This is a genomic window from Streptomyces sp. NPDC057939, from assembly GCF_042887545.1.
In the GTDB taxonomy this organism is placed as follows: domain Bacteria; phylum Actinomycetota; class Actinomycetes; order Streptomycetales; family Streptomycetaceae; genus Streptomyces.
Map to the genome: position 1 here is coordinate 81,543 of NZ_JBHVPG010000011.1, position 12,720 is coordinate 94,262.

General features: G+C 70.9%; 10 protein-coding genes and 1 pseudogene. 4 read left to right on the forward strand and 7 right to left on the reverse strand.

The window, feature by feature from the left end:
* The first annotated feature begins 134 nt into the window (after positions 1 to 134).
* Entirely contained in the window at positions 135 to 830 is a 696-nt protein-coding gene (locus ACFVS6_RS15255; protein ID WP_389704004.1) for a VOC family protein, read from the forward strand.
* A 115-nt stretch (positions 831 to 945) separates the two neighbouring features.
* On the opposite strand, the gene ACFVS6_RS15260 is transcribed toward ACFVS6_RS15255, so the two are convergent.
* Positions 946 to 1,503, reverse strand: a complete 558-nt coding sequence (locus tag ACFVS6_RS15260; RefSeq protein ID WP_389704006.1) for a DUF1062 domain-containing protein — start codon at positions 1,501 to 1,503, stop codon at positions 946 to 948.
* 358 nt (positions 1,504 to 1,861) lie between these two features.
* On the opposite strand from ACFVS6_RS15260, the gene ACFVS6_RS15265 reads away from it, so the two are divergent.
* Positions 1,862 to 2,251, forward strand: a complete 390-nt coding sequence (locus tag ACFVS6_RS15265) for a hypothetical protein (RefSeq protein WP_389704008.1) — start codon at positions 1,862 to 1,864, stop codon at positions 2,249 to 2,251.
* Between the two features lie 373 nt (positions 2,252 to 2,624).
* Positions 2,625 to 4,778, forward strand: a complete 2,154-nt coding sequence (locus ACFVS6_RS15270; RefSeq protein WP_389704010.1) for a SpoIIE family protein phosphatase — start codon at positions 2,625 to 2,627, stop codon at positions 4,776 to 4,778.
* Between the two features lie 56 nt (positions 4,779 to 4,834).
* On the opposite strand, the gene ACFVS6_RS15275 is transcribed toward ACFVS6_RS15270, so the two are convergent.
* The 3 genes from ACFVS6_RS15275 to ACFVS6_RS15285 all read right to left on the reverse strand — a co-directional run bounded on the left by ACFVS6_RS15275 (position 4,835) and on the right by ACFVS6_RS15285 (position 7,842).
* Entirely contained in the window at positions 4,835 to 5,494 is a 660-nt protein-coding gene (locus ACFVS6_RS15275) for an MSMEG_1061 family FMN-dependent PPOX-type flavoprotein (RefSeq protein WP_389704012.1), read from the reverse strand.
* A 235-nt stretch (positions 5,495 to 5,729) separates the two neighbouring features.
* On the reverse strand, positions 5,730 to 6,491 hold the full coding sequence (locus ACFVS6_RS15280) for an isocitrate lyase/phosphoenolpyruvate mutase family protein (RefSeq protein ID WP_389704014.1): 762 nt from the start codon (positions 6,489 to 6,491) through the stop codon (positions 5,730 to 5,732).
* 112 nt (positions 6,492 to 6,603) lie between these two features.
* Positions 6,604 to 7,842 carry a cation:proton antiporter gene (locus ACFVS6_RS15285; RefSeq protein WP_389704198.1) on the reverse strand — a complete coding sequence of 413 codons (1,239 nt, stop codon included), beginning with the start codon at positions 7,840 to 7,842 and terminating at the stop codon, positions 6,604 to 6,606.
* A 323-nt stretch (positions 7,843 to 8,165) separates the two neighbouring features.
* Here ACFVS6_RS15285 and ACFVS6_RS15290 point away from each other — a divergent pair.
* Positions 8,166 to 8,723: pseudogene (locus tag ACFVS6_RS15290) on the forward strand (thiamine pyrophosphate-binding protein); the annotation flags it as partial.
* Between the two features lie 124 nt (positions 8,724 to 8,847).
* Here ACFVS6_RS15290 and ACFVS6_RS15295 read toward each other — a convergent pair.
* From ACFVS6_RS15295 to ACFVS6_RS15305, 3 genes are all read right to left on the reverse strand, one after another.
* Positions 8,848 to 9,645 (reverse strand): crotonase/enoyl-CoA hydratase family protein, encoded by a 798-nt coding sequence (locus tag ACFVS6_RS15295; RefSeq protein ID WP_389704015.1) that lies wholly within the window; start codon positions 9,643 to 9,645, stop codon positions 8,848 to 8,850.
* A 47-nt stretch (positions 9,646 to 9,692) separates the two neighbouring features.
* A complete protein-coding gene (locus tag ACFVS6_RS15300; protein ID WP_389704017.1) occupies positions 9,693 to 10,898 on the reverse strand; it encodes a cytochrome P450 in 1,206 nt (401 codons plus the stop codon).
* Between the two features lie 422 nt (positions 10,899 to 11,320).
* Positions 11,321 to 12,481: a DegT/DnrJ/EryC1/StrS family aminotransferase gene (locus ACFVS6_RS15305; protein ID WP_389704019.1), complete on the reverse strand. Its 1,161-nt coding sequence runs from the start codon at positions 12,479 to 12,481 to the stop codon at positions 11,321 to 11,323.
* Positions 12,482 to 12,720: the final 239 nt, after the last annotated feature.

The following is a 12,720-nucleotide window of genomic DNA, read 5'->3' on the forward strand; positions in this document are numbered from 1 at the left end:
ACTTCGGACCTCGGAGATCGGGGCTGCCGGCCCGTTGGGTGCCACCGACCTCGTCCCGTCCCTGCGGCCAACTTCAGGGCCCCTTTTCGGATGACCACCGGACGGGTCCCGCAGTCGGCTGCGAGCATGCGGGCATGGAGCAAATACTGAGTCGGCAGCAAGCGTCGGAGGCTGTCCACGACCACGGCTGGCGCTTCCTGCTGGGCACGTTGCGAACGTCGGTCCCGGTCGGGTCGTTGGCCCAGGCGATCGGTTTGGCGGCGGGCGCCATCGCGGTGTGCGGCAACAGTGCCGATCGGCACCTGCGGGTCGATGCGCGCCCCGAGCGGCTCGTGCTCACTCTGCAGTCGCTGGACCATGCGGCCGTGACCGAACGGGACGTCGAACTCGCCCGTCGGATCTCCACCGCCATCAACGAAACCGGGTTGCTGACGACGGAACCCGACATCGGAACGGAGGCACCGCGATCGGTCCAAGTCCTGGAGATCGCGATCGATGCGCTGAGCATCGCCGAGATCCGGCCGTTCTGGAAGGCGGTTCTGGGCTATGCCGACGAGGCGGGAGCCGAGGGGCCGACGGATGCACTTGTCGATCCCGTCGGACAGGGCCCGGCGGTCTGGTTCCAGCAGATGGATCGGGCGCGCCCGCAGCGCAATCGCATCCACTTCGACGTCTGCGTTCCCCATGACGAGGCACCCCGGCGGATCGAGGCCGCGCTGGCGGCTGGGGGCAGACTCGTATCCGCGACCCATGCCCCGGCGTTCTGGGTGCTCGCCGACGCGGAGGGAAACGAGGCCTGCGTGACCACATGGCAGGGCCGAGACGACTGAGGCCCGCTGCGAAGCCCCCTTCCGGGCCTGATCGCCGCCCTCTCCCCCCTCCCAGGGACCTGCCCGCCGGATCCGTTCGGATGTCGGCGGGCAGGCCCCTGGTTCAGCGGAGGAGTCAGCGCTTGAGCGTGAACGTGAAGTCGCCCGAGAGCTTGCCGCTCAGACGGACCGTCGACACGAGGTTCCCCGCGGTGAGCAGCCTCTCGACCTCGGCTCGCGAGTAGTCGAAGCCTTCGGCGATCAGTCGCACGGGCCGCACGGGTATCCGCGCCGCGAAGCGGACCCGGACCTCGATCGCCTCACCATCCGGCAGATCCGGAAGACCCGGCTCGCCACTGTCGAGACGCCAGGCGTTGTCCCAGTCCAGGGCTACGTGATTGCGGCGCAGCAGGATCGGGTCCTGGAGCAGTTCGGCTGCCAGGCCGGGGTCGTTGTCGTGCATCAGGTCCAGGAACTCGGGTCGTACGGAACGCACGTGCGTCCGTTCCAGCACGGTGAGTTTGGTGGTGTCCCCGCAGCCGGTGCACAGGGCCAGGAGCCAGGCGTCGAGGAGTTTGTGGTTCGCGTTGACGCGAAACTTGCCGTGCGTCCGGAAGCGCCCGGAAGGACACCTGTGGCAACGGCGGAGAACTGTCGGAGGGCAGGTGGGAACGACCACCCAGATTTGTGACATGCGAATACACCGGTTCCAGTGAGAAGACCGCAGCGAAAAGGAGCACGGCGCACGAGTGCGACGCGCGACGGTTCAGCGCTCGGGGGGTCTCACTTGGTGTACAACGGCATGTCCTTACCAGGGGCGACAGCGGGTGGCAGCACGTTAACGGCCAACGGGAGCAGGTCTCCACTGATTTTTCGGCGGGTGATGGTGACTCACGACACCGGCGTGCATGCGGCAGTTGGCCGGTGAGGTCGCCTCGAATCGGAACGGCGCGGTCGAAGGCGGCAGCAGCGGCAGCGAGAGGCCGTGGCCCCTGGTGTGTGCCGGTGACCTGTCCACGCATCCTGCCCCCCCGGTTCTGGGACAATGACGTGTGAGCAAGCAGATATGGGAAGCGCTGACCGAGTCGGAGCGGGCCTTCCTCATCAGTTCCTATGAGATCGACATCCTCCCCGGCGTCCGGGGCGATCTCGCAGAGGCCGATCAGTCGGCTCCGGTCGAGGAACTGGCGCAGATCCTGCTCGGACTCGTCGACCGCGGCTGGATCGAGGTGTGCAGGGTCGTGCCGTGGACCTCCCCTGCGGGGCGGGAGGGATTCCAGCCCGGCGAGCCCGTGCCTCGCGACCGACTTCAGGCGCTGCTCTGCGACCCGGCCAACTGGGAGTACCCCGACGACGATCGCTGGATCGGCGCGTTGACCCTGGTCGAAACCGCGGAAGGACAGAAGATCACTCGCCTGTCGCCCGGTGAGATCGCCGAATAGCACACCCCGCTCGTCTCTCGGTTGCCTCCCTCGGATCCCTTCCTCGGGCTACCGCCACCGGGCACCCCACCCGATTCCCACCGCGGATGCGGGCGCGGACCGCCACCGCGGTGGCGTTCCGTACCTGCCCCGCCGCTCAGTGTGATGGATCGCGGCCCGGCGTGAAACTCTCCGCCCGGCGGTCGGCTGCGCCGTGGACCAGGTGCCTCTTGACCTGCAACCTGCCTCTCGGCGGCTCCCGCGCCGGTACGAGCGCCGACGGAGGCTGCCGCCCGGGCCGGTCGGGCGCAGGATGAAAGGAGGGCTGACGCGCCGGTGAGGGACTGGAACGTCGGGTCCGGGGCCCACCGCAGTGGGTGAAGGAGGTCCGTCCATGGTCGCGTCCGATGCGTTCTGGGCCGAGCCCGGCCCCGTACGGGTGGTTCCCTCCGAGCCCGGAGGGCTGCTGGACGTGCTGAGCGTGGCCGCGGTGGTCCTGGACACCGGGGGACGCATCACGTTGTGGAGCCCCCAGGCGCAGGAACTGTTCGGTTGGTCGGCCGAGGAGGCGCTGGGCAGCTACGCGGTGAAGCTGTTGGTCGCCGATGAGTACGTCGACCTGGTCCTGGAGCTGTTCGCGAAGGTCATGGCCGGAGGGGGGACCTGGGCAGGGGTCTTCCCCGTACGGCACAAGGACGGCTCCACGCGGCTGGTGGAGTTCCGCAACATGCGGCTGCAGGACGAGGGCGGCGGCGTCTACGCCCTGGGGATCGCCTGCGACGAGGCCGTCCTGCGCGGCGTGGAGCGTGACCTGGCGCTGTCGGTGCCGCTCGTGGCGCAGTCCCCGCTCGGGCTGGCGGTGTTGGACACCGACCTGCGGTACGTCCTGGTCAACCCGATGCTGGTGCGGATCAACGGCCTGCCCGCCGAGGAACACCTGGGCCGTACGCCCCACGAGGCGCTGCCGTTCCTGGACACGGACGTGATCGAGGCCTCCATGCGCCAGGTCCTGGACACCGGCGTACCGCTGCTGGACCAGTACGGTGTCGGCCGCACTCCCGCGGACCCGGACCGGGAACATGCCTGGTCGGGCTCCTACTACCGGCTGGAGGACCCTCGCGGGCGGGTGATCGGGGTCGCCCTGGTGGTGGTGGACGTCACCGACAGCCACCGCGCTGCCCGGGAGGCCGCCGAGGCCCGAAGGCGGCTGGACCTCATCGCCCGGGCTTCGGTGACCGTAGGCACCACCCTCGACCTGGGGCGCACGGCCCGGGAACTCGCCGACCTCGTCGTGGCCGATCTCGCCGACCTCGCCTCGGTCGACATCCTCGACTCCGTGTTGGAAGGGGGTGCGACGGCCCCGCCCGGCCCCGGTGCGGGACAGGCCCTGTTCATGGCCCTGGCCGTAGCGGCGGCCTACGAGACGGACGTGGTCCGCGCCGCCGACCAGGTGGGCGCGCGCACCACCTATTCGGCCGAGCGGCTGGTCACCCACTGCGTGAGCACCGGGCATCCCGTCCTGGTGCGGCGCGCCACGCGCCCGGACCTGGGGCGCATCGCGCGCGACGACGCCTCCGCGGAGCTCCTCGCCCAGGAGGGCGCGCACTCCTACTTGGCCGTGCCGTTGACGGCCCGAGGACAGGTCCTCGGCGCCCTCGGGCTCCTGCGCACCCGCAACCCGCTGCCCTTCGACCACGACGACGTCACTCTGGCCGGTGAGCTCGCCACCCGCGCCGCGATCGCCATCGACAACGCCCGCTGGTACCAGCACGCCGCCGACACCGCCCTGACCCTCCAGCGCCACCTCCTCCCGCATCCCCCGCCCCGGACCGCCGGACTGCAGATCGCCTACCGCTACCAGCCCGCGGCGGCGGCCGGCGGGATCGGCGGAGACTGGTTCGACGCGATCCTCCAGCCCGAGGACAGGACCGCCCTCGTCGTCGGCGACGTCATGGGACACGGCGTCCACGCCGCCGCCACCATGGGACAACTGCGCACGGCCACCCGCACCCTCGCCGACCTCGGTCTCGACCCCGCCCAGGTCCTGCGCCACCTCGACCACATCACCACGGAACTGGACGGAACCATGGCGACCTGCGTCTACGCCACGTGGGACCCGCGCCGCTCCCGCTGCCGCGTCGCCCTCGCCGGCCACCCGCCCCCCATCGTGATCCGCTCGGGGCGGGCCCCCGAACTGCTCGACCTTCCCGTCGGTGTGCCGCTCGGCACGGGCGGACTCGGCGACTCCGACTTCGAGACCACCGCCCTCGACCTGTTCCCCGGCGACCGGCTCGTCCTGTACACCGACGGCCTCGTCGAGACTCGCGGCGACTCCCTCGACGACCGCCTCGACCTCCTCCTCAGCCTCCTCACCGACCCCGGCCTCTCCCCCGAGGCGACCTGTGACCGGCTGCTGGCCTCCCTACGCCATCGTGACGCCGCCGATGACGTCGCCCTCGTCATCGCCCACGTTCGACCCCATACGTCCATCGACGAGGCGAGCGCATCGGCCCGACAGGCCAGCCCGGGCGGTGGGGCGGCACGCTGACGGACCGACACACGGCCGACCGTGGGGCATGCCGGGCCGGTGACGGCATGCGCCCGTCACTCGTACCGGTACTTCAGCGAGTCCGCCTCGTCCTGCTCGATGCCGGCGATCGTCAGCTCCGGCATCCGCAGCTGGGCCAGTGTGACCTCGGCGGAGGACGGCTGGGCATCCGCCGGCAACCATTGCTCCGGCTTCCAGGCCCCGCTGCGCAGGAGCGACTTGGGGCAGTGCGGGTAGACCTCCTCGATCCCCAGCACCAGCGCGCTCGCCGGCGGCTTGCCGACGGCGGTCAGCTGCGACAGCAGGTCCGGGCGCGTGGAGACGCAGGCCCGGCCGTTCACCCTGAGCGTCGTCGTGCGCCCCGGGATGACGAACAGCAGTCCGGCCCGTCCGGTGGCGATGACGTTCTGCAGGGTGTCCAGACGCTTGTTGCCGGTCGCGTCCGGTATTACCACCGTCCGCGCGTCCAGGACGGAGACGAAGCCGGGGGGCCCGCCGCGCGGGGAGACGTCGCAGTTGCCCTCGGCGTCCGCGCTCGCGATCAGGACCAGCGAGGAGCACCCGATCAACTGTCGTGTTTGTTCGGTGAGTTCGGTCATCTGCTTGCGCAGCGCCGTGTCCTTGGGGAGGACGTAGGCCCTGCGCAGCGCCTCTTGGTCGGACACGGCGTCCAGGCGGAGCGAGTCGAAGGCACTGCCGGCGAGTGATGGCGTCATGCCCCGACCCTAACGGCCCGACTCCCGGACCATCTTGGCCGGCCGGTGCCGTGAATCCGGGCGGTAGGGTGGGGCCGATGCGGTGGGGCCGGTGCGGTGAGTGTGCGTTGGCATGGAGACGACTTCCCGAGTCCTTCGCTGTGTGAACCTCGCCGGGCACCCCCGAGGTCGGGATCAGGCCGCCCCCGGCCGGGGTGCTGCCCGGGATCGAAGGTTCGGCCCCGGGCAGGACCGGCTAGGGAGCCCACCGGCCGAGCATGTCCTTCATCGCATCCGTCATCGCGAACTGCAACAGCGGACCGTAGGTGATCCGGCCGACCCCGAGGCGCCGGAAACGCGCGAGATCGTGCTTGACGGGATGGGCCGTGGAGTTCACCGGAATGGCGACCGCTGCGATCACCGCGACGAGCAGGTCGTCGTCGTCCTGAATGCCCACCGGATAGACGCTGTCGGCGCCTGCCTGCTCCATGGCCTGCAGTCGCTCGACCGCCTCGCCGAGAGCGCTCGCGGCGTCCTCGGCGTGCATGAAGAGGTCGGTGCGCCCGTTGATCCAGACCGGGACTCCCGCGTCGTCGGCCGCCGCGCGCAGGCCGGCGACGTAGCCCGCGTGCTCCTGCGTGCTGCGCACGCGTCCGCCGTCCGAGTGGACGGTGTCCTCGATGTTGAGACCGACGCCTCCGACCTCGATGAGGCCGGCGACGAGGTCTGCGGGATCCTGCCCGTACCCGGCCTCCAGGTCCACGGACACGGGGATGTCGACCGCCGCGATGATCGGCCTGACGGCGGCGAGCACCTCTTCGAAGGTCTGTCCCTCGTGGTCGTCGGCCCCCCGGGCGTCGGCGAGCGGATGACTGCCGATCGTCAGCGCGGGGAACCCGGCAGCGGCTGCCGTCCGCGCGGACCAAGCGTCCCAGACGGTCGGCAGCACGAGCGGCTGGTATTCGGCGTGCAGCTGCTTGAGGCGTTGAGCGCGCTCAACTGTGGTGCGAATGTCCATGTCCGGGACGCTACCCCGGATCTTCACGAACCAACGTGCCGACGGGCAGCACCCGTGATGGAAAGGGCGCGCCCTCGCCCGCGATCGGTCCGCGCCGCGCCCCGTGTGCTCTTCAGTCCTGTGGAGCCGAGCGGTCCAGTCGGGCCGTGACGGGGGTGGCCGCGACGCCGTGCAGAAGTACGGAGAGCAGCACGGTGAAGGTCACCACGGCCCACAGTTCGCGAGCGGGGGCGGCGAAGTCGGCTTCGCCCAACGCGTACGCGAGGTAGAAGAACGAGCCGATGCCACGGATGCCGAACACCGCGATGGCGGCTCTCTCCTTCCCCGTGGCGTTGCCCCGCGACTGGACGACCAAGCCGACGGCCGGGCGGATCAGGAGGAAGAGCACCAGCCCCAGAACGGCTCCGCGCCAGGTCAGTGCCGAGAGGCCGCCGTCGGCGATGAACCCGCCGACGAGGAAGAGGATGACGGCGGTGAGAAGCCTTTCGACCTGGTCGGTGAAGGCGTGCATGACGCGGTGGTACCGGTGGGCGCGTTCGGCGTTGCGGATCGCGCAGGCAGCGACGAAGACGGCGAGGAAGCCGTAGCCGTGGAGGAGTTCGGTCAGCCCGTAGGCCGTGAAGGTGGCGGCGAGCGCGACGAAGCCCTCACGGTGTTCGGAAAGCCGCAGCGCTCTCCAGGACGCCTGGAAGAACATCCGGCCGAGCAGCCGTCCGACGCCGAGCCCCACCACCAGGCCCACCACACTGCGCACCAGGACGTCGCTCCACAACCAGTGCTGGAGCCCGTCCGTGGACCAGCCCGTCGCCGAGGCCGTGGTCAGTGCGATGGCGGCCAGGACGAACGGGAAGGCAAGCCCGTCGTTGAGCCCCGCCTCGCTGGTCAGCGCGAAGCGGACCTCGTCCTCGTCGTCCTCCTCGTCCGTCGGCTCGCCCACGCGCACCTCGGCGGCAAGGACCGGGTCGGTGGGAGCCAGGGCAGCCGCCACCAGCAGGGCCACGGCCGGCGGCCACCCCACCAGCCACGCGCCGACCACCGCGGTGAACAGGATCGTCAGGGGCATGGCCAAGCCCAGCAGCCGCCAAGTCGTCGACCAGCTACGCCATCCCGGGGGCCTGTTGATCGCAAGTCCCGCACCCATCAGCGCGACCACGACACAGACCTCCGTGAGGTGCTCCACCATGCTTCGGTGCCGGACGGGATCGAGTGTCGGTAGCGCGTCGAGGGGCAGCAGGAACACCAGGAATCCCGCCGCGAGGAACACCATCGGCAAGGACAGTGGCCGCTTGGCCAGAGCAGAAGGCAGCACTGCCGCGCACAGGGCGCCCAGTCCCGCGCAGGCGTACACCATGTCGATCCCGGTCAAACCGAGCAAGCCGATCACCATTCCCGTGGGACCCGTGGGAGCACCTCGTCAGGACCGCCTACCCGATCTTGCGGCGGGCAGCCTCGGCGCACTCCCCCGGTTCGATGGATAGTCCCGTTCCGTGGTGCGGCGGCGAGTGCGGCGCCGGTGTCCGGTGTCGCGTCCCCGGTGGCTGGAATCGTGACCCGATGTCGAGGGCATCAGGGCCGGCGGGCGGGGCAGGCGACCGGAAGGCGGCCGATCCGGGCCGGCCCGTGCGCTCACGTGGTTCTCGGTCGGGGAACCGCATCGAATCGAAGGGCATCTCAGTGACACGTACCGTCGCTCACGTGATCGTCGACGCGCTGAAGGAGCTGGGCGTTCAGCATGTCTTCGGCGTCGTCGGTGACGCCCTGAACCCGCTGACCGACGCCATTCGCACCACCGAGGGCCTGGACTGGGTGGGGTGCCGGCACGAGGAGGCGGCGGCCTTCGCGGCCGGTGCGCAGTCCCAGCTGTCGGGGACCTTGGGGGTGTGCATGGGCACCGTCGGTCCCGGTTCCGTGCACCTGCTCAACGGGCTGTACGACGCCGCCAAGAGCCACGCCCCGGTACTGGCGATCTGTGGCCAGGTCCCCCTCGCCGAGATCGGCAGCGACTACTTCCAGGAGGTCGACAACGATCTGCTCTTCAGGGACGTCGCCGTCTACCGGGCCACCGTCACCTCGCCGGAGCAGATGCCGCGGATGCTCGAATCCGCGGTGCGCGCCGCGATCAGCCGCAGCGGTGTGGCGGTCCTGACGGTCCCCGGCGATCTGGGAGACCAGGAGGTGCGGCAGGACCGGCCCACCCGATTCGCTCTCGATCGGCCCGTGACCCGACCGGACGCCAAACTGAAGGAGAACCTCCCCAGCCGCGAAAACTGACGCCTGCCCAACCGGTGGGCATGCGCTGCCCCCGTACCTGTGAGGTTATGTGGGCCGGACGCGCCGAGTGGGAGTGGGTCCATCCTCACCGGCCCGGTCGGACGGTCCAGGTTGCGGGGCGCTTCTCGCAGAATGCACGGGATCCCTCTGCTGCCGAGTCCGTGGCGAAGACCGGGGTGGTGAGGGGGTCCTGGACGGTGAACGCCGTGTGGTCGTCCAGGCCGCGGGTGGCTTCGACGACCTGCCGGGTGACGCGGACGGCCTGTGGGGAGTTGGCAAGGATCCGGTCGGCGAGGGCGAGGGCCGCGTCCAGTGCCTTGCCCTGGCCGGACAGCTGGTTGACGAGCCCGTACCTGGCTGCGTCCGCGGCCGACAGGGTGCAGGCGGTCAGGAGCATCTCCATGGCCACGTGGTGCGGAAGGCGGACGGGCAGCCGGATGGCCCCACCTTCGGAGGCGACGAGACCACGCGCGGGTTCGGGGAGGGCGAAGAACGCGGTGTCGGCGGCGGTGATCAGATCGCAGGCGAGGACGAGTTCGAAACCGCCGGCGACCGCCGCGCCTTCGACGGCTGCGATGAGCGGCTTCGAACGGCGGGCCCGGGTGAGGCCCGCCAGGCCCCGGTCGGCAACCCTGGGCACCCCTTCGTCGGGGAAGGCCTTGAGGTCCATGCCGGAGCAGAAGTGGCCTCCCGCGCCCGTGAGGATGCCGACCTCCAGCTCCACATCGTGCTCCAGGTCGGTGAGTGCGGCGTCGACGGCGTCGGCCAGGGCCTGGTTCACGGCGTTGCGGACGCCGGGCCGGTTGAGGGTGATGACCAGGACTCGATCGCGTCGCTCGGTCAGCACCACTGCGTCCGTGGTGGGTGTGGAGGGGCTGTTCATCTGATCCGTGTGTCCGTTTCGGCTCGGCGGGGCGGGCGGGGGCGGGGTCATCCCCGGATGAGGGGCAGCGCGGCGAGTCCGCGCATGACGCGGGCCGGACGCCAGGGCAGTTCCACGGCGGGCTTGGCCAGCCGCACCGGGCCCAGGCGTTCGAGGAGCAGGGGGAAGGCCACGGTGGCTTCGAGGCGGGCGAGCGCGGCACCGATACAGAAGTGCGGGCCGTATCCGAAGGCCAGGTGGTCGTTGGGCGTACGGGCGAGGTCGAGGCGGTCGGGGTCGGGGAACTGGTCCGCGTCGCGATTGGCGGAGCCGATCAGCAGACTGACGGCCTCCCCTGGGGCGATGGTCCGGCCGTGCAGGCGAATCGGTTCCGCCGCGCAGCGGAACGTGGCGTCCCGCACCGGTGAGTCGTAGCGGAGCAGTTCCTCCACCGCGGTGGCCATCAGAGCGTCCGGGACGTCCCCGGCGGTGAGGCGGGCTGTCTGGCCGGGGTGGTGGAGCAGGGCGAGCATGCCGTTGCCGATCAGGTTCATGGTGGTGTCGTGCCCGACCAGCAGGAGGAGGTAGGCGGTGGAGCGGAGCTCCTCCTCGGTGATGGCCCCGCTCTCGTCGCCCGCCCGGACCAGGGCGCCCAGCAGGTCGATGCCGTCAGATGCGTGTCCGCCACGTTTCCCGGCGATCAGTGCGTCGAGCAGGCCGTGCAGATCGTGTTCGGCGCGGCCGGGACCGGCGCAGCTGGTGGGGCTGATGGTGGCCATGAGGGTGTCTCGGGTCTCGGCCGTGTCCAGGTGTGCGGGAACTCCGAGGATCGCGCAGATCATCCTGAACGTCAGCGGCGCGGCGAACTCCGTGATCAGGTCGAGGTGCAGGTGGTTCTCGACCTGATCCAGCAGTTGGTGGGCGGTTTCGGTGATGAAAGGTTCCAGCAGAGCGATGCGGCGGGGCACGAACGCGGAGTTGACCAGAGTCCGCAGGCGCGTGTGGTCCGGTGCGTCGGCGTGGACCAGGTGCCGATTCAGCCCTGCGGGCCCGGGCACGTATCCGGGGACCCGGTCCGGGTCCTTGCTCAGACGCGGGTCGGTGAGCAACGCCCGAACGTCCGCGTAGCGGGAGACCTGCCAAACGGCGGGCCGGCCCGGCCGCCGCTCGACGTGGGCCGGGGCGTTCTGGCGCAGCCACGCGAAGTACGGGTACGGATCACGTACCCGGGCCTCCAACAGATCGGCGGGCGGGTACGCGGTTTCAGCGGGCACAGCTACTCCGGGCAAGGCGGGAACGGGCGGACACCCCAACCAACGAGGTCCCTCACCAGGGGATACGGTGCGCGGCGGCCCTGAGCCGCAGGCCGACGGATGAGGAACTCGTCGGGCGTCTGGCGCCGGGCGCCGGGCGTGCCGCGTCAGGCGCCGGGCGCCCGGCGCCGGGGCTTCACGGCGAGGAACGCGTGTGCAAGCCGTGGGGGCTTCACCGGCCCGACCGCCTCGGCGTCGCCGATCATGACGTCCAGGTCCGGCGCCGCCCGTCGGTCGGCGGTTTTGCCGCCTGGTTCCGTCGAGGACGCCGCCCTTTGGCCCCAGCGGGATCGGGTGTGGGACGAGGAGGGGCCCATGGGGCCCGCGGCACCCGGGTCCGGATCGTGGGTCCCGAAGCGGGCTCGTGGCGAGGCCGGGCCGGCTCAGCCCCGGGCGGAATGGAAGGCGTGGACGGCGTCGGTGACCCGGTCGGCCTCCTCGTCGGTCAGTTCGGGGGCCAAGGGCAGGCAAACGGTGCGTGGCAGGAGGCCCAGGGTGACCGGGATGTCGGCGGTGCGGTGGGTGATGCCGCGCAGGGCCGGCTGTTGGGGAACGGCGTACGGGTAGACCTGTTCCGTGGTGATGCCGGTGCGACTCAGGTGGGCCGTGAGGGATCCGGCCGTGGCGGAGTCGGGCATCGTCAGGGGGTACTTGTAGTACGTGTGCGGCCGCTTGTCGGCATCACCGGGGGTACCGACGGGCAGGGTGGCGAACGCGTCGGTGTAGCGGGCGGCGAGGGTGCGGCGGCGGTCGGTCCAGGCGGGCAGCAGGTCGAGCTGGTGGCGGATGACGGCGGCGTCGATCTCGCCCATCCGTCCCCGGCTGCCGCGCAGGTGGTGGACGTTGCGCTCCCCGTCCCGGCCGAGGTCGGTGAGCTTGCGCAGCATCGGCAGGAGTGCGGGGTCGCGGGCCAGAAGGAGGCCCCCGTCGGCGAGGCCGCCGAGGTTCTTGCCGACCCACATCGAGAAGCAGCCGATGTCACCGATCGATCCCGCGGGCCGATCGGTGTCGGTGGCACCCGCGGCCTGCGCGCAGTCCTCGATCACGGCGAGGTCGTGGCGGTCGGCCAGGGTCCGGATCGCGGTCATGTCGGCCATCAGGCCGTGCATGTGGACGGGGATCACGGCGCGGGTGCGCGGGGTGAGGGCGGCCGCGGCAGCGGCCGGGTCGAGGGTTCGCGTGTGCGGGTCGATGTCGACGAACACCGGGACAGCCCCGGCGGCGGCCACGGCGAACGCGGTGGAAACGAAGGTCAGGGCGGGCATGATCACCTCGTCCCCCATGCCGATGCCGAGCGCCCGTACCGCGCATTCGAGCGCCATCGTGCCCGAGCTCGTCGCGGCGGCGTGGCCGCCCCAGCGTTCCCCGGCCACCACCTCCAGTTCCCGGACGCGGCGGCCGCCGTGGTAGACGCCCTCGACGATGACCTCCTCGACCAACCGCAGCACTTCCGCCTTCAGGCCCTGGACGCGGCGTGCGTGGAACTCCCCGGAAATCGGCCCGGCGGTCGGCCCGGCGGTCGGCCCGGCGGTCAAAATATTCATGATTGTTCTCCGTCGTCGTCTCAGCCAAAGGACAGAGGGGCGTCGGCGTCGGCGCATTTTCAAGATCACCCCTCCGGCCGGAGAACGAGGAAACGATCCGCCCGACATCTCAGCGCCCTCCCGCTGATCCGTTCGATCCCCCCACCACGCCAACGACGCACCCGCCCCAACCCGCAGGCCCACCCAGGGGCCACGGCCGCGGCGACAGGGGCGTGACGCCCGCTCTCGCACGGCCCGGG

What these genes read in the sequence shown, in the direction of transcription:
- ACFVS6_RS15255 (WP_389704004.1), top strand. Translation starts at nt 135, where the DNA reads ATGGAGCAAATACTGAGTCGGCAGCAAGCGTCGGAGGCTGTCCACGAC.
- ACFVS6_RS15260 (WP_389704006.1), bottom strand. Translation starts at nt 1,503, where the DNA reads ATGTCACAAATCTGGGTGGTCGTTCCCACCTGCCCTCCGACAGTTCTC.
- ACFVS6_RS15270 (WP_389704010.1), top strand. Translation starts at nt 2,625, where the DNA reads ATGGTCGCGTCCGATGCGTTCTGGGCCGAGCCCGGCCCCGTACGGGTG.
- ACFVS6_RS15275 (WP_389704012.1), bottom strand. Translation starts at nt 5,494, where the DNA reads ATGACGCCATCACTCGCCGGCAGTGCCTTCGACTCGCTCCGCCTGGAC.
- ACFVS6_RS15280 (WP_389704014.1), bottom strand. Translation starts at nt 6,491, where the DNA reads ATGGACATTCGCACCACAGTTGAGCGCGCTCAACGCCTCAAGCAGCTG.
- ACFVS6_RS15285 (WP_389704198.1), bottom strand. Translation starts at nt 7,842, where the DNA reads ATGGTGTACGCCTGCGCGGGACTGGGCGCCCTGTGCGCGGCAGTGCTG.
- ACFVS6_RS15295 (WP_389704015.1), bottom strand. Translation starts at nt 9,645, where the DNA reads ATGAACAGCCCCTCCACACCCACCACGGACGCAGTGGTGCTGACCGAG.
- ACFVS6_RS15305 (WP_389704019.1), bottom strand. Translation starts at nt 12,481, where the DNA reads ATGAATATTTTGACCGCCGGGCCGACCGCCGGGCCGACCGCCGGGCCG.